Here is a 25628-nt window from a genome sequence, read left to right as displayed (position 1 = left end):
ACGTCTTTAAAGTCAGGCGTCAGATTACGCAATCCCCCTCAAACGCTCCACGGTTTCCCGCGATGAACCTTTTTTTTATGTCTCGCTGCCCGCGATCAGCCGCCGCCGCGCGTCGAGCCGCGCAAGCAGCGCGCGCCGCGCGTCGTCGTCCGACTCACGCCATCCCTTGATCTCGCCGCGCGTGCGCAGGCAGCCCGCGCACCAGTCGGTGCGCGGATCGATCCGGCAGACGTCGGTGCACGGCGACGCGACCGTGGCGACCGGCATCGTCACGTCGCTCATGCGGGCTCCCGCAACGCGACGTCCGCGACCGGCGCGCCCGTCAGCGACACGAGTTCGTGCGGCGACAGGTTGAACACCGCGTGCGGATGGCCGGCAGCGGCCCACAGGCTGTCGAGCGCGAGCAGGTCGGCGTCGATCAGCGTGACGGGTTCGACCAGATGGCCGATCGGGCAGACGCCGCCGATCGCATAGCCGGTGTTGTCGCGCACGAACTTCGCGTCCGCGCGGCCGACCGGGCCGACCTGCGCGGCGACCTTCTTTTCGTCGACGCGGTTCACGCCGCTCGCGACGACCAGCACGGGCGCGCCGTCGGCCTGCCGGCGAAACAGGATCGACTTCGCGATCTGCGCGACCGAGCAGCCGAGCCCGGCCGCGGCCTCGGCCGACGTCTTGCCGGTTTCGGCGAGCATCACGATGCCTTTCGCATGGCCGCGCTCGCGCAGCAGCAGCGCGACGCGTCGCGCGGAATCGGGGAGGGAATCGAATGAAGCGGGTGTCGTCATGGGGGGGCGTCCGTGGGAGGGCGTGATCAGACGCAGTTCGCGGCGTCGGCCGCGCCCTGCGCCCTGGCAAGCAGTGCACGACCGGCGCGCGACACGTTCGCGCGGCCGATCGCGTTCGAGATGAAGTCGCCGGCCGCGACGACCTGCGCGAGATCGATGCCGGTCTCGATGCCGAGGCCTTGCATCAGGTACAGCACGTCCTCGGTCGCGACGTTGCCGGTCGCGCCCTTCGCGTACGGGCAGCCGCCGAGGCCCGCGACCGACGCGTGGAAGATCTCGATCCCTTCGAACAGCGCCGCGTAGATGTTCGCGAGCGCCTGGCCGTAGGTGTCGTGGAAATGGCCCGACAGGCGGTCACGCGGGAACACGCGCGTGACCGCGGAGAGCACCTCGCGCGTGCGCTTCGGCGTGCCGACGCCGATCGTGTCGGCGATGTCGATCTCGTCGCAGCCGAGCGCGGCGAAGCGTTCGACGACGTCGACGACCGACGCGACCGGCACCTCGCCTTGATACGGGCAGCCGAGCGCGCACGACACGCTGCCGCGCAGTCGCAGGCCCGCGTCCTTCGCGGCCTTCGCAACGGGCTCGAAGCGCGCGATGCTCTCGGCGATGCTGCAGTTGATGTTCCGCTGCGAGAACGCTTCGCTCGCCGCGCCGAAGATCACGACTTCGTCGGCGCGCGCGGCGACCGCATGCTCGAAGCCCTTCAGGTTCGGCGTGAGCACCGAGTACACGGTGCCCGCGCGGCGCTCGATGCCGGCCATCACGTCGGCGCCGTCGGCCATCTGCGGCACCCATTTCGGCGACACGAACGACGCGGCCTCGACGTTGCGGAAGCCGGCGCGCGACAGCCGGTCGACGAGCGCGATCTTCACGTCGGTGGGCACGAAGGTCTTCTCGTTCTGCAGGCCGTCGCGCGGGCCGACTTCGACGATCTTGACGGCGGTGGGGAACGTCATGGTTGTCTCCGGTTTCGTGTAGGGCGGAATTCAGTAGCCGCGTGCGTAGTCGACGATCCCGCTGACGGGCGCGCCGCGCTCGAGCGCGCGGATCTTGCCGGCGATCTGCTCGACGGCTTCCGCGCGCAGCGTCTCGGCCGAGCTGTGCGGCGTGATCGTGATGCGCGGCGCGCGCCAGAACGGATGGTCGTCAGGCAGCGGTTCGTGCTGGAACACGTCGAGCGTGGCCGCGGCGACCTGGCCGCTCGCGAGCGCGTCGAGCAGGTCGGCTTCGACGAGATGCGCGCCGCGCGCGACGTTGACGACGTACGCGCCGCGCGCGAGCCGCGCGAACGCGCGCGCCGACAGGATGCCGTCGGTGTCGCGCGTGCTCGGCAGCAGGTTGACGAGCACCTTCGCGCCGTCGATGCACGCGTCGAACGCGCCGTCGCCGGCGAAGGTCGCGATGCCGTCGAGCTGCTTCGCACTGCGGCTGTAGCCGCGCACCGGCAGGCCGAGCGCGGCGAGCGCGCGGGCGACCTCGGCGCCGAGCACGCCGAGGCCGAGGACCGCGACGGTGAAGCGCGCGCGCGCATGCGGTTCGAGCGGCTGCCAGCGGCGTTCGCGCTGTTGCAGGTCGTATTCGTCGAAGCGGCGCAGGTAGCGCAGCACCGCGTGCGTCACGTATTCGACCATCTGCTGCGCCATGCCCGAATCCTCGAGCCGCACCAGCGGCACGTGTGCGGGCAGCGTGCCCGGATGCGCGCGGTCGAGCGCGAGCAGCGCATCGACGCCCGCGCCGAGGTTGAAGATCGCGCGCAGGCCGTCGCGCGGCGCGAAGAACTCGCGCGGTGCGCGCCACACGAGCGCGTAGTCGGCGGCGGCCGTATCGCCCGGCTGCCACGCGCGCAGTTCGGCTTCCGGCAGCGCCCGCGCGATCTCGTCGCGCCATGCGCCGGCTTCCTGATGCGGTGAATGGAACAGGATCTTCATTGCGTGACGGCGCGCGCGCCGGCGAGGCGCGTCACGGGAACGGCGAGCGAAGCCGGGCGCGGCGCGCCGGCGGACGTAGCGGACATTGGACGACTCCTGACGAACGGCCCGGCGCGTCGGCGCGCGGACCGGTTCCGTGTGACGCTGACGGGAAGCCCACATTCTACGGTTTCGCCGCACATTGCGCCGCTGCGCGGGGCGTACGGCCGACGCGGGCCGCCGTCACGCGGTCGCCGGGCCGCCGGTCACCGCGCCGCGCAAAAGCAAAGCACAAAATATTGGTTCGGCCGCTGCGTACGCGACGCCACAATCGAACCTCGTCTTCAAGCAAGCGAGGGCAATCATGCGCGCATGCAGCAAATCGGCGTGGCCGCCGCGGCTCGTCACCGTTCCGGGCCTGCACGGCAGTGAAGGCGCTCACTGGCAGACCTGGCTCGAGCGACAGTTCCCGCGCGCGTTGCGGGTCGAGCAGCACGACTGGGATGCGCCCGATCTCGCGGGGTGGGCGCAAGCGGTGCGCGCGCTGCTCGATCGCGAGCGCGGCCCGTTCGTGCTCGCCGCGCACAGCTTCGGCTGCCTCGCGACCGCGCATGCGCTCGCGCAGTGGCCGCACGTCGGCGATGTCGCGGGCGTGCTGTTCGTCGCGCCGGCGAGCCCGAAGAAATTCACGTTTGCCGGGCCGTTCGACGCACGCCGGCTCGCGGTGCCGTCGATCGTGATCGGCAGCGAGACCGATCCGTGGATGCCGCTCGGCGATGCGCGCACGCTCGCGCAGCGCCTGGGTAGCGCGTTCGTGAACCTCGGCGATGCCGGGCACATCAACACGGCGGCCGGCTACGGGCCGTGGCCGCGCGCGAAATACTTCATCGACACGCTGGTGCATTGCGCGGCGCCGCTGCGTTTTCGCGACGCGGACGACGGCTTCGAGGCCGCGCTCGTCGATCGCGCGCTCGCGCACGCGGTCTGACGGGCCGGTCGCGCGGCGCATGCCGCGCGGTGGCTGTCGCGGTAGGGCGGGCCGTCGCGCTTGCCATGCGCAGGCGGGCCTCATGGCCCTGACGGCCGCGGCCGGGTCCGAATCGCTCGGCCGGCCGTACCCGACGTGGCCCGCGAAGCGGCGCGACACCGTGCCGTTCGCGCCGTCGCCGACCGTTACGTCATGTCAGTGGCGGCTCGACGCGCGCGCCCACTGCGCTGCCTGAACAGTAGCGACTCCTATCACGTGGCAGCGGGATCAGCCCGGCGACGACGCGGCGGCGCTTGAAGCGGCTGCGTTCCCAGTGGGCTTCGCATCGTCGTCGTCATCGGGCGGGTAATGCACGACGGGCGGCGCGAGCGGCGCGGCCTCGGATGCGACGGTATTCGCGGTCGCGTCGCTGTTGAACGCGCTGGCGGCGCCGCTCGATGCGCCGGCCTGCGGCACGGTGTCGGTCGCGTGGGCGTCGTGCGGTGCGTCGTCGCTGCACGCGGCGACGAACACGGCGGTACACAGAACGACGGCGACGGAAACGCGACGCATGACTTCTCTCCTGGCAGGCTGATCGGGAAACGTTTTCGAGTATGCGGGCGCGATGCGACGTTTCGGTGAATCGTTTGCGATTCCGGCGCGATCGCGAAATGGTTTCGTCCGGCTGACCGAATGCCGTCGCGGCGATCCACCGGCACGCATGGCGGAATTTTCCAGCAGAGGCGGATGCTGCGCGCATTTACACGGCGCGCCACGCCGCGACCCGGCCACGGCGACGCGGGCGCCATGCGCGGCATCGCAAACGCGATCGGCAACTTGCGACCGATCCGCGGCCGGCCGCGCCCAAAAATCGGGCGTTATTGCCGCTTCGTCAGCGAACGGCCAGCCGCGCGCCAGCGTGGCGTCATGGAAGCGTTCTCACCGCCAACTCGGTCCGTCTGCCGCCCGGTGCGCGCCGCGCACGATGGCCGGCGCTGCACCTGTATGCGGCCCCCCGCAGTTTCGCGGCACCCGAATTGCTCGTTGCCGATGCGCGTGCCGACCGCGCTGCCATCCGGGCACGCGGCGCACACCCGCGTCCATCAACCACGGAGCGAGCAGAAGCCATGTCCAGCGATCGATCCGATTCTCCGTCCGCCGAACCGGCGCGCGACGCTGCCCCGTCGCCGCTCGGGCCCGGCCGTTCAGCGCCGCTGCCGTTGCCGCACGATACGCCGTCCAGCGCCGCGCGGCGCCGTTTCCTGCAATCCGCGGCGGCTGCCGCGACCGTCAGCGCCGCATCGCACGTTCATCCGCAGTCGCCGCACGCGGCGTCCACGCCGGCCGCGCCCCGCCGCGATACGGTGCCGGCGCGGCCCGTGCATCTCGACATCAACGGGCGCGCATACACGCTGCAGCTCGAACCGCGCGTCACGCTGCTCGACGCACTGCGCGAATACGCGGGCCTCACGGGTACGAAGAAGGGCTGCGATCGCGGGCAGTGCGGCGCGTGCACGGTGCTCGTCGACGGCCGGCGCATCAACGCGTGCCTGACGCTCGCGGTGATGCACGAGGGCGAGCGGATCACGACCGTCGAAGGGCTGGCGCGCGGCGGCGTGTTGAGCCCGGTGCAGCGTGCGTTCGTCGAATGCGATGCGTTCCAGTGCGGCTACTGCACGTCCGGCCAGCTCTGCTCGGCGACCGCGCTGCTCGACGAGTTCGCGGCGGGGGCCGGGAGCGCCGCCACGGATGACGTGCGGCGCCGTCCCGCGCAGTTGTCGGACGACGAGATCCGCGAGCGCATGAGCGGCAACCTGTGCCGCTGCGGCGCGTACCCGAACATCGTCGCCGCCGTGCGCGCCGCGCATGCGGCGCACGGCTAGGCGCGGAGGGGCACCGCAATGGAAGCGATCTCCTACGAACGCGCGACCGACGTCGCCGGCGCCGTGCGCGCGGCGCAGCGGCCCGGCGCGGCCTTCATCGGCGGCGGCACGAACCTGCTGGACCTGATGAAGGGCGGTGTCGCGCGGCCCGTCACGCTCATCGACATCACGCGGATCGCGGGCCTCGATACGGTCGATGCGCTGCCCGGCGGCGGCGTGCGCATCGGTGCGCTCGTGCGCAACAGCGATGCGGCCGATCATCCGCGCGTGCGCGCCGACTATCCGCTGCTGTCGCAGGCGCTGCTCGCTGGCGCGTCCGCGCAATTGCGCAACATGGCGACCGTCGGCGGCAACCTGATGCAGCGCACGCGCTGCCCGTATTTCTACGACCCCGCGTTCGCGCAATGCAACAAGCGCGAGCCGGGCAGCGGCTGCGCGGCGATCGGCGGCCACAACCGGATGCACGCGATCCTCGGTGCGAGCCCGCAGTGCGTGGCGGTGAACCCGTCGGACATGAGCGTCGCGCTCGCCGCGCTCGATGCGGTCGTGCAGGTGAGCGGCCCGCGCGGTGCACGGCAGATTCCGATCGCCTCGTTTCACCGCTTGCCGGGCGATCGTCCCGATCTCGACACGACGCTCGAACCGGGCGAGCTGATCACCGCGGTGGACTTGCCGCCGCCGCGCTTTGCCGACCATGCGCACTATCTGAAGGTGCGCGATCGCGCGAGCTACGCGTTCGCGCTGGTGTCGGTCGCGGCCGCCCTGCGGATGGACGGCCCGCGCGTCGCCGACGCGCGGATCGCGCTCGGCGGCGTCGCGCACAAGCCGTTGCGTGCAACGGAAGCGGAAGCGCATCTCGTTGGCCGCACGCCGACCGACGCGACGCTGCGCGAGACGGCCGCGCTGGCATTGCGCGATGCGCGTCCGCTCGACGGCAATGGCTTCAAGGTCGCGCTCGCGCAGCGGGCGATCGTCCGTGCGGTCGAAACGGCAGCCGCCATGACGGGAGGTGCCGCATGAACACGATGACGGGACAGCCTCTCGACCGTGTCGACGGTGTACTGAAGGTGACGGGCGGCGCGCACTACGCGGCCGAATTCTCCGATACGCGGCTCGCGCACGCGGTGCTCGTCACGAGCACGATCGCATCCGGCAGGATCGAGTCGATCGATGCGGCGCGCGCCCGCGCGATGCCGGGCGTGCTGATCGTGATCACGCACGAGAACGCGATGCGGCTGCCCAACGGCGGCCGGCCGCCGCTGTCGCCGCCGGCCGGGCGCCGCCTCACGTTGCTGCAGGACGACACGGTGCGCTACAGCAACGAACCCGTCGCGGTCGTCGTCGCCGAAACGCTCGAGCAGGCGACCGACGCCGCCCATGCCGTGCAGGTGCGCTATCGCGCGACCGATGCCGTCGCGGATTTCGCGCACGCGAAGCGCGGCGCGCGCATGCCGCCGAAGCAGCAGGGCCGCGCGATGGATACGCAGCGCGGGGACGTCGATGCAGGCCTGCGCGAAGGCGCGGTGCACATCGACGCGACCTATACGACGCCGATGCAGCACCACAACCCGATCGAGCCGCACGCGACGATGGCGCGCTGGGACGGCCCGACGCTCACGCTGCACGATGCGACGCAGGGCGTGTCGGGCGCGAGCACGGCGGTGGCCGCCGTGTTCGGCATCGCACCGGAACACGTGCGCGTGATTTCGCCGTTTCTCGGCGGCGGCTTCGGCTGCAAGGGCTCGTCGTGGTCGCACGTGTCGTTGTGCGCGATGGCCGCGAAGCAGGTCGGGCGCCCGGTTCGCCTCGCATTGACGCGGCCGCAGATGTTCGGCTCGGTCGGCGGGCGGCCGTTCACCGAACAGCGCATCGTGCTGGCCGCTCGCCAGGACGGCACGTTGACGGCGATGCGCCACGACACGATCGCCACCACGTCGACGTTCGAGGACTGGATGGAAATGTGCGGGATGCCGTCGCGGATCATGTACGCGGTGCCGAACCACGCGACCACGCACCGGATCGTGCCGCTGAACGTCGGCACGCCGACGTTCATGCGCGCGCCCGGCGAGGCGTCGGGCTCGTTCGCGCTCGAATCGGCGATGGACGAGCTCGCGTGGCAACTCGGCATGGACCCGGTCGCGCTGCGGCTCGCGAATTACGCGGAAGTCGATCCGCAGGACGGCAAGCCGTGGTCGAGCAACAAGCTGCGCGAATGCTACGAGGTCGGCGCGCGGCGCTTCGGCTGGTCGCGCCGCACCGGCGCGCCGCGCACGCTGCGCGACGGCGACACGCTGATCGGCCTCGGGATGGCGGCCGCCACGTATCCGGCGAACCGCAGCGAAGCGTCGGCGCGGGCGCGCATCCTGCCGGACGGCACGGCCGAGGTCGCGTCGGGCACGCAGGACATCGGCACCGGCACCTATACGGTGATGACGCAGGTCGCGGCCGATGCGCTCGGTTTCGCGCCGCAGAACGTGCGCTTCGCGCTCGGCGATTCGAGCCTGCCGCGCGCGCCGGTATCGGGCGGCTCGCAGTCGGCGGCGAGCGTGGCGCCCGCCGTGCGCGAGGCCGCGCTGCAGGCGCGCGCGAAGCTGATCGCGCTGGCGATCGCCGATCCCGGGTCGCCGCTGCACGGCGCCGCGGCCGATGACGTGACGGTCGACAACGGCTGGGTCGTGCATCGCGGCGAGCCGTCGCGGCGCGATCCGGCCGCGGCGGTGATCGCGCGTGCGGGCGGCCGGCCGATCGACGCGCAGGCGACGACGAAGCCGGGCGACGAGAAGTCGCGTTATGCATCCCATTCGTTCGGCGCGGTGTTTGCCGAAGTGCACGTCGACGCCGAACTCGGCACGATTCGCGTACCGCGCATCGTTGGCGTGTACAGCGTCGGCCGCCTGCTCAACGCGAAAACGGCACGCAGCCAGCTGATCGGCGGGATGGTGTGGGGGCTCGGCACCGCGCTCGAGGAGGGTTCGCATCTCGACGTGCGGCACGGCCGCTTCACGAACGCGAATCTCGCCGAATATCACGTGCCCGTGAACGCGGACATCGGCGAGCTCGACGTGAGTTTCGTCGACGAAAACGACACGCATTTCAATCCGCTCGGCATTCGCGGCATCGGCGAGATCGGCATCACCGGCGTGCCGGCCGCGATCGCCAATGCGGTCTATCACGCGACCGGCGTGCGGGTGCGCGATCTGCCGATCACGCTCGACAAGGTGGCGATGCCGATGCGCGCGTGAGCGTCGGCGTCAGCGCCGCGGCGTCCTGCGCCGCACTTCGCCGCGCAGCCAGTCGAGCCACGTGCGGATCGCCGCTTCCTGAGGATGGTCGGGGCGCCACACGACGTAGTGCGCGTACACGTCGGCGATGCGCACCGTCGACACGCGCACGAGCGTGCCGTCAGCGAGTTCGGGCTCGATCAGCGAGCGGCGCGCGAGGGCGACGCCGCGGCCTTGCAGCGCGGCGTCGATCAGCGCGTTCGTATCGGTGAAGCGCGGTGCGCGCGCAGATTCGGTGAGGTCGAGCCGCGCGGCCTGGAACCACGGTTCCCACGGCTGCGCGGGATGGCGCAGCAGCGTCGCGCGCACGAGGTCGGCCGGCGTGCGCGGGGCGACGCCGTCGCGATTGCGGTACGCCGGGCTCGCGACCGGAAAGATCGTCTCGTTCATCAGCTTCTCGGCGACGACGCCGGGCCACGTGCCGGGCCCGTAGCGCAGCGCGACGTCGATGCGGTCGCGCTTGCGCAGCGGCGCGAGCGCGACGTTCGGATGCAGCACGATCGAGATGTGCGGATGCGCGGCCGAGAAGCGCGGCAGGCGCGGTGCGAGCCAGCGCTCGGCGACGCTCGGCAGCACGCTCACGTTCAGCGTCACGTCGCAGGTGCGCGGGCGGCGCACCGCCAGCGTCGGCTCGAACGCGCGTTCGAGCACGCTCAGGCCCTGGCGCACCTGCAATGCGAGCGCGTGCGCGGCATGCGTCGGCGTCGCGCCGTTGCGTTCGCGCGTGAACAGCGGATAGCCGAGCTGCGCCTCGAGCGCGCGGATGTGCTGGCTGACCGCGCCTTGCGTGAGCGCGAGCTCGTCGGCCGCGCGCGTGAAGCTCTGCAGCCGCACGGCGGCTTCGAACGCGCGCAGCGTCTGCAGCGGAGGAAGGTGGATGCGTCGCATGCGGGTATTAGTAACACTAATGTCCGAGCACGACAATTCATCGTTTGTCGCGTATCGGCATGCGTTCCTACACTCGGTTCCGTCTTCCACAGCCCGTCACGCCAAGCCGCCATGAACGCCTATCGTCTCTATCTTTCGCCGGGCGCCTGCTCGCTCGCCGCCCACATCGCGCTGGAGGAAACCGGCGCGCCGTTCGACGTCGAAATCGTCTCGGTGAAGGAGCGGCAGAACCTCGACGCGCGCTATCTCGCGATCAACCCGAAGGCGCGCGTACCCGTGCTCGCGATTCCGGGCGAGCCGCGCGTGCTGACCGAAACGCCGGCGATCCTCACGTATCTCGCACGCCGCTATCCAGACGCGCAATTGCTGCCGCTCGGCGATCCGCTGCGCGAGGCGCGGTGCCACGAATGGCTCGCCTGGCTGGTCGGCTGGGTGCACGGCGTCGGCTACGGCGCGCTGTGGCGGCCCGGTCGCTTCATCGACGATCCGGCGCTGCACGGCGCGGTCAGCGCGCACGGACGCAGCACGATCGACGCCGCGAACGCGTCGATCGAAGCTCTGCTGGCCGACGGCCGCACGTGGGCCGAGCCGGGTGCGCATTCGATCGTCGATCCGTTCCTGCTCGTGCTGTATCGCTGGGGCGTCGCGATCGGGCTCGACATGACGCGGCATCCCGCATGGACCGTGCATGCACAGCGCGAGGCCGAACGGCCGGCCGCGCGGCGTGCGCTGGCGCGCGAGGCGGTTTGACACGGCGGCGCGCGGGCAGCCGGCGGCGCGGCCGTTCCGTGCGGCGGTTCGTTCGGACCGCGAAGTTCGGACGTGTCCAATTGTCATGTCGTGCCCAATTCTATTGAATGAGAAGCGTTCTCATCAATGGAATGGAGTGAACATGAGCCGTTGTATCCGGTCGAGCGCGACGCCGCCGCGCCGCGCGACCGCATCCGTCGCGTTCGCGATGATGACCTGTGCGGCCGCGCCGGCCTGCGCGGAGGAAGGCGAGCCGCGCCGCGCGCCGCACCTGGACCCGATCGTCGTGCACGGCGCGCGCGACGCCGGGTCGCGCGTCGACCGGTCGGGTTCCGCCAAATATGCGACGCCGCTGCTCGACGTGCCGCAGACGATCACCGTCGTGCCGCGCGCGGTGCTCGACGAACAGCAGGCGCTGAGCTTGCGCGAGGCGCTGTCGAACGTCGCGGGCATCACGTTCAACGCCGGCGAGGGCGGCGGCGGGTCGGGCGATATGTTCAATATCCGCGGTTTCGGCGCGAACGCGAACCTGCAGCTCGACGGGCTGCGCGACAGCGCGCAGAACAATCGCAGCGACCTGTTCAACGTCGAGGCGGTCGAGGTGATCAAGGGGCCGAATTCGGTGTTCGGCGGCGCGGGCACGACGGGCGGCTCGGTGAACCTGGTCAGCAAGACACCGAAGGCCGGCGCGTTCACCGAGGCCGGCACGATGCTCGGCACGTCGGACTACCGCCGCGTGACGCTCGATGCGAACCGGCCGCTGGCCGGCACCGACGGCCGCGCGGCGTTCCGCCTGAATGCGATGGCGCACGTCAACGACGTGCCCGGCCGCGACGACATCCGCAAGCGGCGTTGGGGCATCGCGCCGTCGCTCGCGTTCGGTCTCGGCACGCCGACCCGCGTCACGCTCGGCTATTTCCACCAGTACGACAACAACCTGCCCGACTACGGGCTGCCGGCGCACAACGGCCAGGTGCTGGCCGGCGTGTCGCGCGACCGCTATTTCGGCTGGCGCAATCTCGACCGCGAACGCATCACGTCGGATACGTTCACCGTGAAGGCCGAACACGACGTGTCGTCCGGCCTGAAGGTGCAGAACCTGAGCCGCTATGCGCACCTGAATCGCGACACGGTGATTTCGGCGTCGCACGTGAACCAGCAGGGCCTGCCGCCGGGGCGCTACAAGCCGGCCGGGCCGCAGGGCTATGGCCGCGATGCGTCGACCGCGATGTGGGCGAACCAGACGAACGTCACCGGCGCGTTCTCGACGTTCGGCATCGGGCATACGCTGGTCACGGGCTTCGAGATTTCCCGCGAGACGTACGGCCGCACGACCTATTCGTACGGGCTCAACCGCTTCTACCCGGCCGACGGCTTCGCGCTCGCCGCGCCGCCCGGCGTGTGGCGCGGCCCGGCGCAGCGCCAGGACAGCGCGCGCAACGACACAGCGCTGGTCGTGAAGGCGCTGTACGCGTTCGACACGATCTCGGTGGGCCGCTACTGGGACATCGACGTCGGGCTGCGCCACGACTGGATCGACGGCCGGTCGGAAGGCACCGCGGCCGGCAAGCCCACCGAGCGCGCGGATACGGCCGATCGGCATCTGAGCACGCGCGCGGGGCTCGTGTTCAAGCCGACCGACAACGGTCGCGCGTATTTCGCGTACGGGACGTCGTTCAACCCGTCCGCCGAATTCCTCGTGACCACCGGCTCCGGCGTGAGCGCGGCGACCGGCGCGCTCGCGCCCGAGAAAAACGAGAGCTTCGAACTCGGTGCGAAATGGGAGGGGCTCGCGGGCATCGCGCTGAACGGCGCGCTGTTCCAGACCGAAAAGAAGAACGCGCGCGAACGAATGGCCGACGGCAGCTATGCGCTCGTGGGCCGGCAACGCGTGCGCGGGGTCGAGCTCGGCGCCGCCGGCAAGGTGACGCCGCGCTGGGACGTGTTCGCGAACTACACGTACCTCGCGAGCGTGACGCTCAGCTCGCCGTCGTCGCCGCGGCGCGACGGGCAGGCGCTCGGCAACACGCCGCGGCACGCGTTCAACGTGTGGACGACCTATCGGTTGCCGGCGGGCTGGACGCTCGGCTACGGTTCGCACTTCGTCGGTCGGCGCAACGTGACGTCGCAGGGCGACGGCAAGCTCGGCGCGTACTGGGTGCACAACCTGATGGCGAGCTACGACGTGAGCCGCCGGCTGCGCATCCAGCTGAACGTCGACAATCTGTTCGATCGCGCGTACGTCGAACGCGTGCGGCAGGTGTCGGGCAGCGAATCGCGGTCATCGGCGGTCGAGTTCGGCGACGGCCGTTCGGCGATGCTGTCGGCCGTGTACAAGTTCTGACCGCACCGCGCGACGGCGGCCGCCGCTCGACGCCGTCGGCCGCCGCGCGCGCCCGTCAGCGCGCGAACAGCGGGTAGGTCGCGGCGGCGATCAACGCCGCGGCGAGCCACACCACGCTCCAAGAAGTCGCGGCGAGCAGCGGCGGAATCGCGAGCGGCGTCGCGAACAGGCCGAGGTAGACGACCGTGTTGGCCATCCCGAGCGCGGTGCCCGCGTGGTTCGCACCCGCGAGCGTCGCGAGCTCGGTGTACGCGACACCGTGCCATGCCGACACGCACACGCCGGCGAACACGAGAATCGCGACGATCGCGGCGAGCGGCACATGCGGGCTGCCGGCCGTCGCGGCCGCGAGCAACGTGAACGACCCGGCCGCGACGAACACGGAACCGCGCAGGTACGCGCGCCGGTTGCCGTGCCGGTCGGTATGGCGGCCGCTCCAGACGCGCATCACCATCGCGCCGAGCTGCAGTGCGACCATCGCCGTGCTGATGCCGGCGAGGCCGAGCCGGCCGAAGTCGTGCAAGAACACCGTCGCGAACGTGAGCACCGCGAACTGCGGCGCGCACAGCAGGCCGATGCCGAGCACGATGCGCCACACCGGGCCGCTCGCGAGCGGGTTGCGCGCGTGGCCGGCGGGCTGCGGCTGTGGCACGGCGAGCGGCGTGGCTAGGGACGTGGCTAGGGACGTGGCTAGGGACGTGGCTAGGGACGTGGCGACGCGCGCCGCGGCCGGCTCCGCGGGCGGCTCGTGCAGCCAGCGCCAGGTGAGCGCCGCCGATCCCGCGCACAGCAGCATCAGCGCACCGAACACCGCGGCGAAGCCGGCATGCGACGCGAGCGACGGCAGCAGCGCCGCACCGAGGCCGCCGCCGAGCGGCACGGCCGTCTGGCGGATACTCATCGCGAGCCCGCGTTCGCGCTCGCCGAACCAGCGCATCACCGCGCGCCCGCTCGACCCGTTCACGCTGCCGCCGAGCAGCCCGACGCAGCCCATGGCCGCGACGACCCGCATCAGCGGCGGCACCGCGTGCGCGGTCGGGGCGATCGTGCACATCATCAGCGCGAGCATCGCGGCCGTCGCGACGAGCCCGGTCAGCAGCACGCGGCGGTCGCCGAAGCGGTCGGCGGCGATGCCCCACGGCAGCTCGGACAGCGCGACGCCGAAGCCGAGCGCGCCAAGCACGAGGCCGAGTGCGCCGTTGTCGAGGTGGTAGGCCGAGCGCATCCAGACGGCCGTGGTCGGAATGCCGGCCGCGGCAGCCGAAAAGCTCAGGTTCGCGGCGACGCCGGCGCCCAGCACGCGCCAGCGATGGGCCGGCCCGCGCACGTCGCGGGCAGTCGAAGAGGGGGAAGCGATGCACGAGGTATCCATGACGGAGGCCCGATTCGAAGTTGACGTCCACAGTCTGGCGGCCTACATTCATCCTGAAAATCGGAAAGTTTTTGATGAATCGTTCGATAAATCAGGATGATTGAGATGCCCGAACACGACATTGCGCGCGACGGCGGCGAGCCGCTCGCGGGCGCCGACGCGGCGCTGGCGCGGCCCAACTTCGACGTCGCGGCGTTGCGCAGCCTCGTCGCGGGCGTGGATCTCGGCAGTTTCGCGAAGGCGGCCGACCGCGTCGCGCGCTCGTCGTCGGCGGTGAGTGCGCAGATCCGCAAGCTCGAGGAGCAGGCCGGCACGCCGCTGTTCGTGAAAGCCGGGCGCGGGCTCGCGCTGACCGACGCCGGCGACGCGATGCTGCGCTACGCGCGGCGGATGATCGAGCTGAACGACGAGGCGGCCGCGGCCGTGCGCGGCGTGAAGCTCGACGGCTGGGTACGGGTGGGGCTGCAGGAGGATTTCGGCGAGGCGATCCTGCCGGACGTGCTCGGGCGGTTCGCGCGCGCGCATCCGAAGGTGAAGATCGAGGCGCGCGTGGCGCGCAATGCCGACCTGCTCGACCGGCTCGATGCGAACCAGCTCGATCTGGCGCTCGTGTGGGGCGATCCGGCGTCGGCGGCGCTCGTGTCGCGGGCGGGGATCGACGGCGAAGCGATCGCGCACGTGCCGATGCAATGGATCGGCGCGGTGGCGGGCGGGGGTGTCGGGAGGCCGGATGGCGGCGGGGATGCGGGTGGGGAGGGCGGTGTCGGCGAAGCGGGCGGTCGTGCGGTGCGGGGGACGGACGAGCCGTTGCCGCTCGTCGTGTTCGACCGGCCGTGCCGGTTCTTCGGCGCGGCGACCGATGCGCTCGACCGCGCGGGCGTGCCGTGGCGCGTCGCGTTCACGACACCGAGCCTGGCCGGGCTATGGGCGGCCGCGGCGGCCGGCCTCGGGCTGACGGTGCGCTCGCATTACGGGCTGCCCGCGTCGGTGCGCGTGCTCGATGCGGCGTCGTGCGGGCTGCCGGCGCTGCCGAGCTTGCCGCTGATCCTGCTGCGGCGTACGTCGTCGGCGACGCCGACGCCGACGGTCGAGCGGCTCGCGCGGATCGTGACGCAGGCGGTGCGGGGAGCGACGGAGCAGGCGCTTGCCGCGTGATTCCTATGCCGCGGCGGCGTCCGGCTCGATCGCCTCGAGCCCCGCACAGAGCTTCTCCAACCGCGCCCGCAACGCGTCGCTCGCCGGCACGAACGGCAGCCGCAACCCGTCCTCGCACCATCCTTGCGCGGCGAGCACGGCCTTCACCGGCGCCGGGTTCGGTTCCGCGAACAGCGCCGCGACGAGCGGCTGCAGCGCGACCGACAGGCGCCGCGCGTCGGCGAGCCGCCCGTCGCGCAGCCACGCGTGAATCCGCACATGCCATTCGGGCAGCACGTGCGCGCTGCTCGCGATCGCGCCGTGCGCGCCCGCGCACATCGCCGCGAAGTTCTGGTTGTCGTCGCCGGACAGGATCGCGAGCGGCGTGTCGTGTACCAGCCGGCTCATCCGGTCGAGCGTGCCGCCGCATTCCTTGATGCCCGCGACGCGCGGATCGCGGGCGAGCGCCTGCAGCGTGTCCAGTTCGACGTTCACGCCGGTGCGGTACGGGATGTTGTAGACGAGCACCGGCAGGTCGGCCGCGTCGACGATCGCTTCGACATGGCGGCGGATGCCGTCCTGCGTCGGCCGCACGTAGACGGGTGGCGTGACGAGCAGCCCGTCGGGCCGCAACGCCGCGAGTTCGCGCGCGCGGGCGGCCGCGAAATGCGTCGCGCTCGCGGTCAGCCCGACGACGATCGGCAGCCCGGGCGCCGCGTCGCGCAGCGTCGCGAACACCGCGTCCTGTTCGCGCGCGTCGAGCAGCACGCCTTCACCGGTCGTCGCACCCGCGACGAAGCCCGCGATGCCTGCGGCCGCATAGTGGCGCGCGAGTCGCGCGAGCGCGGCATGGTCGACTTCGCCGTGGTGGAACGGCGTGATGATCGGCAGCCAGATACCTTCGAAACGTGTGTTCATGCAAAGCCTCATGGTGGAAACGGAGTGGGAAGGAACCGTTCCGCCGGCGGAGTGCCGGAGCGAGGCGTGCGAGCAAGGAGAAAGAAACGACCTGCGGGCATCCCGTCCGGCATTCGCCTGACGGGACGCGACGTCCCCGTCAGTCGAGGAGTCGTTTTTTCAGTTTCAGCCCGGCCGCGCGCGCACCTGCCGCGACGGCGGCGAGGATCGAGGGCGAGCGCAGGAGAGCGGACATGGATGAACCGTGAGTGGGCTGAGCGGCGATCTTAACACCGGGGCGGCGGCGCGCGCGAGCCCCGGCCGTCGTTTAGCATATTTCGAGATTTGCTTTCCACGACTGATTGGAAGGCGCGCCGCGGCCGGCCGCTAGAATGCCCGCTTACGTTTCGATGACAGCGCGTACGCGGGCGGTCACGCACATTCACCACCACTGGAAACGGGGCATATCACGATGGCAAGCATCAAGGGGATCGGTCGCTGGCTGCACACGGGCGCGGCGGCGGCGCTGGTCGTGGCGGCGACGGCCGCGCACGCGGACACGTCGATCCTGAACGTGTCGTACGACGTGACGCGCGAGCTGTACAAGGACATCAACGCGAGCTTTGCCGCGGCCTACAAGCAGAAGACCGGCGAGACGGTCACGATCAAGCAGTCGCACGGCGCGTCGAGCGCGCAGGCGCTGTCGGTACTGCAGGGGCTGCAGGCCGACGTCGTGACGATGAACCAGCCGAACGACATCGACCTGCTCGCCGAGCGCGGCCAGCTGCTGCCGAAGGACTGGCGCGCGCGTTTCCCGGACAACAGCTCGCCGTACTCGACGACGATGGTGTTCCTCGTGCGCAAGGGCAACCCGAAGGCGATCAAGGACTGGAGCGATCTCGCGAAGCCGGGCGTGCAGGTGATCATCGCGAACCCGAAGACGTCGGGCAACGGCCGCTATGCGTATCTCGCCGCGTGGGGCTTCCAGAAGCAGAAGGGCGCGACCGACCCGCAGGCGCTCGACTTCGAGAAGGCGATCTTCCGCAACGTGCCGGTGCTCGATTCGGGCGGCCGCGGCGCGACGACGACGTTCACGCAGCGCGGCATCGGCGACGTGCTCGTCACGTTCGAGAACGAAGTCGCGCTGATGGACACGGGCGCATCGGGCGCGCAGTTCGACGCCGTGTATCCGTCGGCGAGCATCCTCGCGGAGCCGCCCGTCGCGGTCGTCGACAAGGTGGTCGACAAGAAAGGCACGCGCAAGGTCGCGCAGGCGTATCTCGACTACCTGTACACGCCGGAAGCGCAGGAGATCATCGCGCAGCACCATCTGCGCCCGCGCGACGCGGCCGTGCTGAAGAAGCATGCGGCCGAGTTCAAGGCGCTGAAGACGTTCAGCGTCGAGCAGGTCTTCGGCAGCTGGGCGAACGCGCAGAAGACCCATTTCGCCGACGGCGGCACGTTCGACCAGGTGATCGTCGACCGGAAGTGATCGCGGCGCGCGCCACGCGCGACCCCGCATGACGATTTAGCCGGCCGCTCGTGCGGCCGGCTTTTTTTGCGGCTGCGCGGCGGCTTCCGGTTCCGAAGCGGCCTGCATTCCCGGCCACCGCCGCGCGTGCTACGCTCATCGCCTTCCTGCAACCGGCGCCGCGCGATGAACGTCGATTCGTCTTCCCCAGCCTCCCGCGGCCGTGGCCGCAAGATCTGGTCGGGCACCCGCCCGGTGATCGCGTACGGGATGCCGCCGCTCGGCTGGCGCGACTTCTATCACCGCGCGCTGACGGTGAGCTGGCCCGTGTTCTTCCTGTCGCTCGCGGTGCTGTTCCTGCTGCTCAACAGCGGCTTCGCGATGCTCTATCTGCTCGGCCATGAGCCGATCGCGAACCAGGCGCCGCCCGGCTTCGGCGGCGCATTCTTCTTCAGCGTCGAGACGCTCGCGACCGTCGGCTACGGCGACATGCATCCGCAGACGGTCTATGCGCACCTCGTCGCGACGTTCGAGATCTTCGTCGGGATGTCGAGCATCGCGCTGGCCACGGGGCTCGTGTTCGCGCGGTTTTCGCGGCCGCAGGCGAAGATCCTGTTCGCGCGCAACGCGATCGTGCGGCCGCTGAACGGCCGGATGACGCTGATGGTGCGCGCCGCGAATGCCCGCCAGAACGTGATTGCCGAGGCGCAGGCGAAACTGCGGCTGATGCGCGTCGAAGGCACGCACGAGGGCTACGCGCTGCGCAAGATTCACGACCTGCCGCTCGTGCGCAACGAGCATCCGATCTTCCTGCTCGGCTGGAACCTGATGCACGTGATCGACGAGTCGAGCGCGCTGTTCGGCGAGACGCCCGAATCGCTCGCCGCGCGCGACGCGCAATTGCTGATCACGATCGAGGGTTCGGACGAGACCACCGCGCAGGTCATGCAGGCGCGTCATGCGTGGGCGCATGGCGAGATCCGCTGGCGCCACCGCTATGTCGACCTGATGCACGACGAGGACGGCATCACGCACATCGATTACACGCATTTTCATGAAGTCGTGCCGATCGACGACGACACCGACGAACGCGGTTCGCCGGGCGTGGTGATCGACGCGGACACGTCGGCGCCGGGGCCCGTCGGGCAGGCGTGATCGAGGGCGGCGGGTGCGGCCCCGCTGCGCGTCACGCGTGCAGCAGGCGCGCCGCTTCGCGCTGTTCGATCGCGACCGCGCGGCGGAACGCGTCGCGATCCTCGGCGCGCGCGACGTAGTCGCCGAGCACGCCTTCGTGCGGCAGCAGATGCGCGTCGAACGCGATCTTCAGCGTGCTCGCGAGCAGCAGGTCGGCGGCGGTGAAGCGTTCGCCGACGAGCCAGCGGCTATGGGCGAGCGCTTGCGCGAGGGCGCGCTGCACGCGCGCGATGTTGCCCCAGCCGAACGCGACGGGGTTGCCCGACGCGCCGGTGAATTTCTCGGCCATCGCCGGTTCGAGGCAGGTCGGCGTGAAGAACATCCACTGGAGGAACCGGCCGCGCAGCGGATCGTCGGGCGCGACACCGAGCCCGGCAGCCGAGCAGCGGTCGGCGAGATAGAGCAGCACGGCGCCCGATTCGGCGAACGGCGCGCTGCCGTCGTCGAGCGCGGGCAGCTTGGCCATCGGGTTGACCTGCGCGAACGCATCGCTGCCCTGTTCGTGCGAGCGCAGGTCGATCGGCACGAGTTCGTACACCACGCCGATTTCCTCGAGCATCCACAGCGCCCGGAATGCCCGGGTCTTCGGCCAGTAGTAGAGCTTCATCATGCCTCCGCGTTTGGGTGCAGGTGTCGATCCGGTGGATGCTCAAGCGTACCCGAGCGCAGGAGGTTGGGACAGGGGCGCGCGGCGGGGGGCGTCCGGTTCGATTGCATCCGGTGAATCGGGCGAAATACCGCGTAGCGCCTTACACAATGGGAGTTCAGTGGGTAACTGGTTATATAAAAACTAGTTATGAAAATTCATCGAAATCCCCGGCGTAAATCCGCATGACTACGCTATGCCCGACCCGTTCGGTCGTACCCGCGCAGAGGAACGCAATCGCCGTCCGCGATCGCCGACGCATCACCCAACGCCGCACTCACCGGAGCCCCTCTCACGCATGGCAAACGACGACCGCATCACGATCATTCCGCGCAGAACGCCCGAATCGGCGGCCATGGTGGCCGAGGTTCAACGAGCAATGGCGATCACTGCGCGGCTCAACCGCCTGACGTTCGACGATGCGGCGGACGTACGCGCATTGTTCGGTGAACTGATCGGCACGCAGGTTGACGACGGTTTCACGTTGATCCCGCCGTTCTACGCAACGGGCGGCACCGGCATGAAGGTCGGGCGCAACGTGTTCGTCAACCAGAACTGCACGTTCTACGACCTGGGCGGGCTCGAGATCGGCGACGACGTGATGATCGGCCCGAACGTCAGCCTGATCACGTCCGGCCATCCGGTCGAGCCTTCGCGGCGGCGCGATTGCGTGGTCGCGAAGCCGATCGTGATCGGCCGCAACGTATGGATCGGCGCGGGCGCGACGATTATCGGCGGCGTGACGATCGGCGAGAACGCGGTCGTCACGGCCGCAGCCGTCGTCACCCGGAACGTTCCGCCGAATACGCTGGTCGGCGGCAATCCGGCGAAGATCATTCGAGCGATTGCGGAATAAAGTCGCCCGGGCCCGCGTGCCGGCGTGATGAAGCGTCGACGGAGGGATGTGGACAACCCTCCGCCAGAGCGAGTCGAAACGCTGTGCATTTGAACGGTGAGTGTGCCGCTGAGGCCGTCCGGACAAGCCATTGCGGCATTTCGCGGTTGTCGCGCGCCGGGTCGTCCATCGATCGGCAGATGAAGATCTGGTCGTGCGCCCGGTTGTGGATATCCGGGCATCGAAACGAGTCGGCGACCTGTGGTTTTCACAGGTGAGGAGACCGGACGCTGCGCGAGACATCAAGCGGGTTGTGGACAACTCGCGGCAAGACGAAGCGAAATGCTGTGAAATTCAACGGTGAGTGTCGCGCCCGATCTGGCGGTGCGCCCGCACTGGCGTGGGTTTCCAGCCGTTGCCGTGGCTCGGGGCGACGCGCATTCTAGCCGAATGGCGTGAATGCGTGACCATCACCTGCGGGCCGCGCGACGTCGATATCCGGCTCCGGCCCCCAATCGAAGGGCTGTGCATTCTAACGGTGAGCGCAGGCGCGCGGTTCGCAACGTGCGGATTTCGATGCGCCGGTCGCCTTCTCCAGCGACTCGGCACGCTGTGTAATTCAATGGTGAGCGTCAGCTCGCGATCGGCGTGCAGCCCGTCAGGATGCGGCCGTTGGACCGCCGATGCCGCGCGAAACGGGTGTTTCTGTCAGGTTCGAGCGCAAGATCGGGAGCAACGACGATGTGCATGCTCGTGTGGATATCCGTCCGCCGAAACGACTCGCGGCACTGTGTATTTCGACGGTGAGCATCGGCGCCCGATCGGGTGATGAGCCGCTTCCGGCATGGATTGCCCGTCGTCGGTACCCTTCGAAGCGTGCCTTTGCCATACCTCGGGGAGCGCCCGTCCATGTGGATATCCAGCCCACTCAAACACTCGAAGCGCTGTGGTTTTCAACGGTGAGGGTGCGCGGATGGTCACGAGGCAATGCAGATCCGGACGTGGACAACTGCCACCGCAGCCAGTCGAAGCCCAGGGTATTCGAACGGTGAGTGCGAAAGTCGGACCGACGAAACGCGCGATTTCCCATGTGGATATCCACCGCCGCAACCCACTTGCCGCGCTGTGAATTTCAACGGTGAGCGTCGCTGCCCGAGCGCCCCGCATGCCGATTCCGGATGTGGACATCCCGCCCCCGACGCCACTCGAAACGCTGTGCAATCGAACGGTGAGCGCGCGAGCCCGGTCGGCCGAAGGGCGCGACATTGTGGACATCCGTCGCCGCCGATCAATCGGAACCCTGTGCATTTCAATGGTGAGAGTGATGGTCCGATGCCGCTGAAACCCTTGTCGCACGGGCGTCGAGCGGCATTCTCCGGCCAAGCTGCGCGCCTGACGGCCCGCGCCGCCTTTTCCGCCAGACTGCCCGACCGCTGCGAAGCACCGACCCATCCCACTCCGGCACCCCGCGCGAAAACTCTCTCAAATCCCGCCAAAAAGCTGCACAGTTTTTCTCACCGCGCGCCGGTCCGAGCAAGATGAGAAAAAACATTCTCGGCGGCGCGCGAAAAAATAGAGCCATTCGCTGCCGCACTCATGCGTCACCCGGCGCCCGCCGCGCACGGCCGAGAACAGCACAACAGCACAATCCGGAGACTCCCCACATGACCGCCCGCCTGCCCGTCGACGGCCCGCCCGCCCTGTCCGACTACCGCCTGACCGACAACCTGACCGCGACGCGCGGCCGGATCTTCCTGACCGGCACGCAGGCGTTGATCCGCCTGCTGCTGATGCAGCGCACGGTCGATACCGAGCAAGGTCTCAACACGGCCGGCTTCGTCAGCGGCTACCGCGGCTCGCCGCTCGGGATGGTCGACCAGCAGCTGTGGAAGGCGAAGAAACTCCTCGACACGAGCGGCGTGCGCTTCCTGCCCGCGATCAACGAGGAGCTCGGCGGCACGGCCGTGCTCGGCACGCAGCGGGTCGAGGCCGACCCCGAACGCACGGTCGAGGGCGTGTATGCGATGTGGTACGGCAAGGGCCCGGGCGTCGATCGCGCGGGCGACGCGCTGAAGCACGGCAACGCGTACGGCTCGTCGCCGCATGGCGGCGTGCTGGTCGTCGCGGGCGACGATCACGGCTGCGTGTCGTCGTCGATGCCGCACCAGAGCGACTTCGCGATGATGGCGTGGCACATGCCGGTCGTGAACCCGTCGAACATCGCCGACATGCTCGAATTCGGCCTGTACGGCTGGGCACTGTCGCGCTACTCGGGCGCATGGGTCGGCTTCAAGGCGATCTCGGAAACGGTCGAGTCCGGCTCCACCGTCGACCTCGATGCATTGCAGACGCGCTGGCCGGCGCCGGCAGGCTTTACGCCGCCGGCGGGCGGCCTGCACAACCGCTGGCCCGACCTGCCGAGCCTCACGATCGAGGCGCGCCTCGCGGCGAAGCTCGACGCGGTCCGCCATTTCGCGCGTGCCAACAGCATCGACAAGTGGATCGCGCCGAGCACGCACGCGAACGTCGGCATCGTCACCTGCGGCAAGGCGCACCTCGACCTGATGGAAGCGCTGCGCCGCCTCGACCTGACGGTCGCCGATCTCGACGCGGCCGGCGTGCGGATCTACAAGGTCGGCCTGTCGTATCCGCTCGAAATGACACGGATCGAAACCTTCGTCGACGGTCTGTCGGAAGTGCTCGTCATCGAGGAAAAGGGCCCGGTGATCGAGCAGCAGATCAAGGACTACCTGTACAACCGCACCGAAGGCGCGCGCCCGCGCGTGCTCGGCAAGCACGATGCGGCGGGCGCGTGCCTGCTGTCCGAACTCGGCGAACTGCGTCCGTCGCGCATCCTGCCGGTGTTCGCCGACTGGCTCGCGCGGCACAAGCCGGCGCTCGACCGCCGCGAGCGCGTCGTCGATCTCGTCGCGCCGCAGATCCTGTCGAACGAGGCCGATGCGGTGAAGCGCACGCCGTACTTCTGCTCGGGCTGCCCGCACAACACGTCGACGAAGGTGCCCGAAGGCTCGATCGCGCAGGCCGGCATCGGCTGCCACTTCATGGCGTCGTGGATGGAGCGCGACACCACCGGCCTGATCCAGATGGGCGGCGAAGGCGTCGACTGGGCCGCGCACGCGATGTTCACCAACACGAAGCACGTGTTCCAGAACCTCGGCGATGGCACCTACTTCCACTCGGGCATCCTCGCGATCCGCCAGGCGGTCGCCGCGAAAGCGAACATCACGTACAAGATCCTCTACAACGACGCGGTCGCGATGACGGGCGGCCAGCCGGTCGACGGCAGCATCTCGGTGCCGCAGATCGCGCGGCAGGTCGAGGCGGAAGGCGTGTCGCGCTTCGTCGTCGTGTCCGACGAACCGGAGAAGTACGACGGCCATCACGGGCAGTTCCCGACCGGCACGACGTTCCATCACCGCAGCGAACTCGATGCGGTGCAGCGCGAATTGCGCGAGACGCCGGGCGTCACCGTGCTGATCTACGACCAGACCTGCGCGGCCGAGAAGCGCCGCCGCCGCAAGAAGGGCGAATTCCCCGACCCGGACAAGCGTCTGTTCATCAACGACGCGGTGTGCGAAGGCTGCGGCGACTGCGGCGTGCAGTCGAACTGCCTGTCGGTCGAGCCGCTCGAGACGCCGCTCGGCCGCAAGCGCCGCATCGACCAGTCGTCGTGCAACAAGGACTATTCGTGCGTGAACGGCTTCTGCCCGAGCTTCGTGACGGTCGAGGGCGCGGCGCTGAAGAAGGCCGCCGGCGCGGCGTTCGACGAAGCGGCGCTCGCCGCGCGCGTCGATGCGCTGCCGGTGCCGGCCACGCACCTCGACGCGGCGCCGTTCGACATGCTGGTGACCGGCGTCGGCGGCACCGGCGTCGTGACGGTCGGCGCGCTGATCAGCATGGCCGCGCACCTCGAAGGCAAGAGCGCGTCGGTGCTCGACTTCATGGGCTTCGCACAGAAGGGCGGCTCGGTGCTGTCGTTCGTGCGGATCGCGTCGAGCGACCGCTGGCTGAACCAGGTGCGCATCGATACGCAGCAGGCCGACGTGCTGCTCGCGTGCGACATGGTGGTCGGCGCGAGCGCCGAGGCGCTGCAGACGGTGCGTCACGCGCGTTCGCGAATCGTCGTCAACACGCACCGGATCCCGAACGCGTCATTCGTGCAGAACCCCGACGCGAACCTGCATGCGGATGCGCTGCTCGAGAAGATGCGCCACGCGGCCGGCGACGGCTACCTGTCGAGCTGCGACGCGCAGGCGCTCGCCGCGAAGTTCCTCGGCGATTCGATCGGCGCGAACATCCTGATGCTCGGCTACGCGTGGCAGCTCGGCCTCGTGCCGGTGTCGCTCGCCGCGATGATGCGCGCGATCGAGCTGAACAACGTCGCGGTGCCGATGAACAAGCTCGCGTTCTCGATCGGCCGGATGGCGGCCGGCGACGCGGCGGGCCTCGATGCGTTGTGGAACGCACGTCACGCGGTGGCCGCCCACGTGGCGCCGGAGACGCTCGCCGAGCTGATCGCCGATCGCGAGGCGCGTCTCGACGCGTACGGCGGTGCGCGCTACGTCGAGCGCTATCGGGCACTGGTGAACGTGGCGCGCGCGAAGGGCGACGACGCGCTGACGCGCGCGGTTGCGACGACGTTCTACCGGCTGCTCGCGGTGAAGGACGAATACGAAGTCGCGCGGCTGTACACGGACGACGCGTTCCGCACCGCGCTCGAAGCGCAGTTCGAAGGCGTGCCGGGGCAGACGTACCGCGTGAAGTTCAACCTGGCGCCGCCGACGGTCGCGAAGGCCGGCAGCGACGGCAGCGCGCCGAAGAAACGCGTGTTCGGCCAGTGGATGTGGCCGGTGTTCGGCATGCTCGCGCGCGTGCGCAGCCTGCGCGGCACGTGGCTCGATCCGTTCGGCCGCACGGTCGAGCGCAAGATGGAGCGCGCGCTGGCCGACGACTACGAGACGACGCTCACGCGTGCGTTCGCCGCGATGACCGCCGGCAATGCGGCGCAGGTCGTGCAACTGGCCGACCTGCACGCGCGCGTACGCGGCTTCGGCCACGTGAAGGTGCGCAACCTGGCCGGCGTGAAGCGCACGGAACGCGAGCTCGCGCTGCAGCTCGGCATCGACGCGGCGACGAGCGCGGCCGTGCAGCACGCGCTCGACGAGATGAAGGGTGCGGGGATGCTGAAGGGGATTCCGGTCGTCGTCGCGAAGTAACGCGAACGCGCGGCGCGGGCGCGGTGATTCGCGA

At 69.9% G+C, this 25628-nt stretch carries 21 protein-coding genes; 12 read left to right on the top strand and 9 right to left on the bottom strand.

The window, feature by feature from the left end:
- Window positions 1-75 precede the first annotated feature (75 nt).
- Genes J8I35_RS20135 through J8I35_RS20120 form a run of 4 tightly spaced genes read right to left on the bottom strand, consistent with a single transcriptional unit; the run spans window position 76 to window position 2716 of the window.
- Entirely contained in the window at window positions 76-282 is a 207-nt protein-coding gene (locus J8I35_RS20135) for a DUF1289 domain-containing protein (protein ID WP_006477621.1), read from the bottom strand.
- The gene (locus J8I35_RS20130) at window positions 279-785 is read right to left on the bottom strand and encodes a YbaK/EbsC family protein (RefSeq protein ID WP_089488878.1); all 507 of its coding nucleotides are present in this window, start codon (window positions 783-785) and stop codon (window positions 279-281) included. The genes J8I35_RS20135 and J8I35_RS20130 overlap by 4 nt, the downstream gene beginning before the upstream one ends.
- A 26-nt stretch (window positions 786-811) precedes the next feature.
- A complete protein-coding gene (locus J8I35_RS20125; protein WP_124557609.1) occupies window positions 812-1744 on the bottom strand; it encodes a hydroxymethylglutaryl-CoA lyase in 933 nt (310 codons plus the stop codon).
- Between the two features lie 30 nt (window positions 1745-1774).
- Window positions 1775-2716: a glyoxylate/hydroxypyruvate reductase A gene (locus tag J8I35_RS20120; RefSeq protein WP_209926723.1), complete on the bottom strand. Its 942-nt coding sequence runs from the start codon at window positions 2714-2716 to the stop codon at window positions 1775-1777.
- A 343-nt stretch (window positions 2717-3059) separates the two neighbouring features.
- Here J8I35_RS20120 and J8I35_RS20115 point away from each other — a divergent pair, with 343 nt between their 5' ends.
- Both J8I35_RS20115 and J8I35_RS20110 read left to right on the top strand, forming a co-directional pair.
- Complete coding sequence (locus J8I35_RS20115) at window positions 3060-3683, top strand: alpha/beta hydrolase (RefSeq protein WP_050014317.1); 624 nt, start codon at window positions 3060-3062, stop codon at window positions 3681-3683.
- Between the two features lie 82 nt (window positions 3684-3765).
- The gene (locus tag J8I35_RS20110; RefSeq protein ID WP_160300514.1) at window positions 3766-3918 is read left to right on the top strand and encodes a hypothetical protein; all 153 of its coding nucleotides are present in this window, start codon (window positions 3766-3768) and stop codon (window positions 3916-3918) included.
- Between the two features lie 32 nt (window positions 3919-3950).
- Here the strand turns inward: J8I35_RS20110 and J8I35_RS20105 are convergent, their stop codons facing one another.
- On the bottom strand, window positions 3951-4235 hold the full coding sequence (locus J8I35_RS20105) for a hypothetical protein (protein WP_089488876.1): 285 nt from the start codon (window positions 4233-4235) through the stop codon (window positions 3951-3953).
- A gap of 554 nt (window positions 4236-4789) precedes the next feature.
- Here J8I35_RS20105 and J8I35_RS20100 point away from each other — a divergent pair.
- Genes J8I35_RS20100 through J8I35_RS20090 form a run of 3 tightly spaced genes read left to right on the top strand, consistent with a single transcriptional unit; the run spans window position 4790 to window position 8787 of the window.
- Window positions 4790-5545 carry a 2Fe-2S iron-sulfur cluster-binding protein gene (locus J8I35_RS20100; RefSeq protein WP_050014319.1) on the top strand — a complete coding sequence of 252 codons (756 nt, stop codon included), beginning with the start codon at window positions 4790-4792 and terminating at the stop codon, window positions 5543-5545.
- An 18-nt stretch (window positions 5546-5563) separates the two neighbouring features.
- Window positions 5564-6565 (top strand): xanthine dehydrogenase family protein subunit M, encoded by a 1002-nt coding sequence (locus J8I35_RS20095; protein ID WP_209926721.1) that lies wholly within the window; start codon window positions 5564-5566, stop codon window positions 6563-6565.
- Entirely contained in the window at window positions 6562-8787 is a 2226-nt protein-coding gene (locus tag J8I35_RS20090; RefSeq protein WP_209926719.1) for a xanthine dehydrogenase family protein molybdopterin-binding subunit, read from the top strand. The genes J8I35_RS20095 and J8I35_RS20090 overlap by 4 nt, the downstream gene beginning before the upstream one ends.
- A 9-nt stretch (window positions 8788-8796) precedes the next feature.
- Here J8I35_RS20090 and J8I35_RS20085 read toward each other — a convergent pair whose 3' ends face one another.
- The gene (locus tag J8I35_RS20085; RefSeq protein WP_209926717.1) at window positions 8797-9714 is read right to left on the bottom strand and encodes a LysR substrate-binding domain-containing protein; all 918 of its coding nucleotides are present in this window, start codon (window positions 9712-9714) and stop codon (window positions 8797-8799) included.
- A 111-nt stretch (window positions 9715-9825) separates the two neighbouring features.
- Here J8I35_RS20085 and J8I35_RS20080 point away from each other — a divergent pair, with 111 nt between their 5' ends.
- Window positions 9826-10464 (top strand): glutathione S-transferase, encoded by a 639-nt coding sequence (locus J8I35_RS20080; RefSeq protein WP_124557506.1) that lies wholly within the window; start codon window positions 9826-9828, stop codon window positions 10462-10464.
- A gap of 142 nt (window positions 10465-10606) precedes the next feature.
- Complete coding sequence (locus J8I35_RS20075; protein ID WP_209926715.1) at window positions 10607-12808, top strand: TonB-dependent siderophore receptor; 2202 nt, start codon at window positions 10607-10609, stop codon at window positions 12806-12808.
- 55 nt (window positions 12809-12863) lie between these two features.
- Here the strand turns inward: J8I35_RS20075 and J8I35_RS20070 are convergent, their stop codons facing one another.
- A complete protein-coding gene (locus tag J8I35_RS20070) occupies window positions 12864-14180 on the bottom strand; it encodes an MFS transporter (RefSeq protein ID WP_209926713.1) in 1317 nt (438 codons plus the stop codon).
- Between the two features lie 105 nt (window positions 14181-14285).
- Between J8I35_RS20070 and J8I35_RS20065 the strand changes: the two genes are divergently transcribed.
- Window positions 14286-15335 carry a LysR substrate-binding domain-containing protein gene (locus tag J8I35_RS20065; RefSeq protein ID WP_209926711.1) on the top strand — a complete coding sequence of 350 codons (1050 nt, stop codon included), beginning with the start codon at window positions 14286-14288 and terminating at the stop codon, window positions 15333-15335.
- 3 nt (window positions 15336-15338) lie between these two features.
- On the opposite strand, the gene dapA is transcribed toward J8I35_RS20065, so the two are convergent.
- On the bottom strand, window positions 15339-16232 hold the full coding sequence (gene dapA / locus J8I35_RS20060) for a 4-hydroxy-tetrahydrodipicolinate synthase (RefSeq protein ID WP_050014327.1): 894 nt from the start codon (window positions 16230-16232) through the stop codon (window positions 15339-15341).
- A 451-nt stretch (window positions 16233-16683) separates the two neighbouring features.
- On the opposite strand from dapA, the gene J8I35_RS20055 reads away from it, so the two are divergent.
- Both J8I35_RS20055 and J8I35_RS20050 read left to right on the top strand, forming a co-directional pair.
- A complete protein-coding gene (locus J8I35_RS20055; protein WP_050014328.1) occupies window positions 16684-17703 on the top strand; it encodes a sulfate ABC transporter substrate-binding protein in 1020 nt (339 codons plus the stop codon).
- Between the two features lie 165 nt (window positions 17704-17868).
- Window positions 17869-18837 carry an ion channel gene (locus tag J8I35_RS20050; protein ID WP_050014329.1) on the top strand — a complete coding sequence of 323 codons (969 nt, stop codon included), beginning with the start codon at window positions 17869-17871 and terminating at the stop codon, window positions 18835-18837.
- Between the two features lie 31 nt (window positions 18838-18868).
- On the opposite strand, the gene J8I35_RS20045 is transcribed toward J8I35_RS20050, so the two are convergent.
- Window positions 18869-19483, bottom strand: coding sequence for a glutathione S-transferase (locus J8I35_RS20045; RefSeq protein ID WP_209926727.1), 615 nt, complete (start codon window positions 19481-19483; stop codon window positions 18869-18871).
- A 337-nt stretch (window positions 19484-19820) separates the two neighbouring features.
- On the opposite strand from J8I35_RS20045, the gene J8I35_RS20040 reads away from it, so the two are divergent.
- Complete coding sequence (locus J8I35_RS20040) at window positions 19821-20378, top strand: DapH/DapD/GlmU-related protein (protein ID WP_209926709.1); 558 nt, start codon at window positions 19821-19823, stop codon at window positions 20376-20378.
- Window positions 20379-22021: 1643 nt separating this feature from the next.
- Window positions 22022-25594, top strand: a complete 3573-nt coding sequence (locus tag J8I35_RS20035; protein ID WP_209926707.1) for an indolepyruvate ferredoxin oxidoreductase family protein — start codon at window positions 22022-22024, stop codon at window positions 25592-25594.
- Window positions 25595-25628: the final 34 nt, after the last annotated feature.

The sequence above is a fragment of the Burkholderia sp. CpTa8-5 genome, from assembly GCF_017815045.1.
GTDB lineage: Bacteria > Pseudomonadota > Gammaproteobacteria > Burkholderiales > Burkholderiaceae > Burkholderia > Burkholderia sola.
The sequence above is the reverse complement of the archived record's forward strand: the minus strand, read 5'-3'. Positions and strand labels throughout refer to the sequence as shown.

Coding starts and splice junctions, on each gene's coding strand:
- J8I35_RS20105 (WP_089488876.1), bottom strand. CDS start 4,235: ATGCGTCGCGTTTCCGTCGCCGTCGTTCTGTGTACCGCCGTGTTCGTC.
- J8I35_RS20115 (WP_050014317.1), top strand. CDS start 3,060: ATGCGCGCATGCAGCAAATCGGCGTGGCCGCCGCGGCTCGTCACCGTT.
- J8I35_RS20050 (WP_050014329.1), top strand. CDS start 17,869: ATGAACGTCGATTCGTCTTCCCCAGCCTCCCGCGGCCGTGGCCGCAAG.
- J8I35_RS20040 (WP_209926709.1), top strand. CDS start 19,821: ATGGCAAACGACGACCGCATCACGATCATTCCGCGCAGAACGCCCGAA.
- J8I35_RS20110 (WP_160300514.1), top strand. CDS start 3,766: ATGGCCCTGACGGCCGCGGCCGGGTCCGAATCGCTCGGCCGGCCGTAC.
- J8I35_RS20035 (WP_209926707.1), top strand. CDS start 22,022: ATGACCGCCCGCCTGCCCGTCGACGGCCCGCCCGCCCTGTCCGACTAC.
- J8I35_RS20125 (WP_124557609.1), bottom strand. CDS start 1,744: ATGACGTTCCCCACCGCCGTCAAGATCGTCGAAGTCGGCCCGCGCGAC.
- J8I35_RS20085 (WP_209926717.1), bottom strand. CDS start 9,714: ATGCGACGCATCCACCTTCCTCCGCTGCAGACGCTGCGCGCGTTCGAA.
- J8I35_RS20095 (WP_209926721.1), top strand. CDS start 5,564: ATGGAAGCGATCTCCTACGAACGCGCGACCGACGTCGCCGGCGCCGTG.
- J8I35_RS20075 (WP_209926715.1), top strand. CDS start 10,607: ATGAGCCGTTGTATCCGGTCGAGCGCGACGCCGCCGCGCCGCGCGACC.
- J8I35_RS20065 (WP_209926711.1), top strand. CDS start 14,286: ATGCCCGAACACGACATTGCGCGCGACGGCGGCGAGCCGCTCGCGGGC.
- J8I35_RS20135 (WP_006477621.1), bottom strand. CDS start 282: ATGAGCGACGTGACGATGCCGGTCGCCACGGTCGCGTCGCCGTGCACC.
- J8I35_RS20090 (WP_209926719.1), top strand. CDS start 6,562: ATGAACACGATGACGGGACAGCCTCTCGACCGTGTCGACGGTGTACTG.
- J8I35_RS20045 (WP_209926727.1), bottom strand. CDS start 19,483: ATGAAGCTCTACTACTGGCCGAAGACCCGGGCATTCCGGGCGCTGTGG.
- J8I35_RS20055 (WP_050014328.1), top strand. CDS start 16,684: ATGGCAAGCATCAAGGGGATCGGTCGCTGGCTGCACACGGGCGCGGCG.
- J8I35_RS20100 (WP_050014319.1), top strand. CDS start 4,790: ATGTCCAGCGATCGATCCGATTCTCCGTCCGCCGAACCGGCGCGCGAC.
- J8I35_RS20080 (WP_124557506.1), top strand. CDS start 9,826: ATGAACGCCTATCGTCTCTATCTTTCGCCGGGCGCCTGCTCGCTCGCC.
- J8I35_RS20130 (WP_089488878.1), bottom strand. CDS start 785: ATGACGACACCCGCTTCATTCGATTCCCTCCCCGATTCCGCGCGACGC.
- J8I35_RS20120 (WP_209926723.1), bottom strand. CDS start 2,716: ATGAAGATCCTGTTCCATTCACCGCATCAGGAAGCCGGCGCATGGCGC.
- J8I35_RS20070 (WP_209926713.1), bottom strand. CDS start 14,180: ATGGATACCTCGTGCATCGCTTCCCCCTCTTCGACTGCCCGCGACGTG.
- dapA (WP_050014327.1), bottom strand. CDS start 16,232: ATGAACACACGTTTCGAAGGTATCTGGCTGCCGATCATCACGCCGTTC.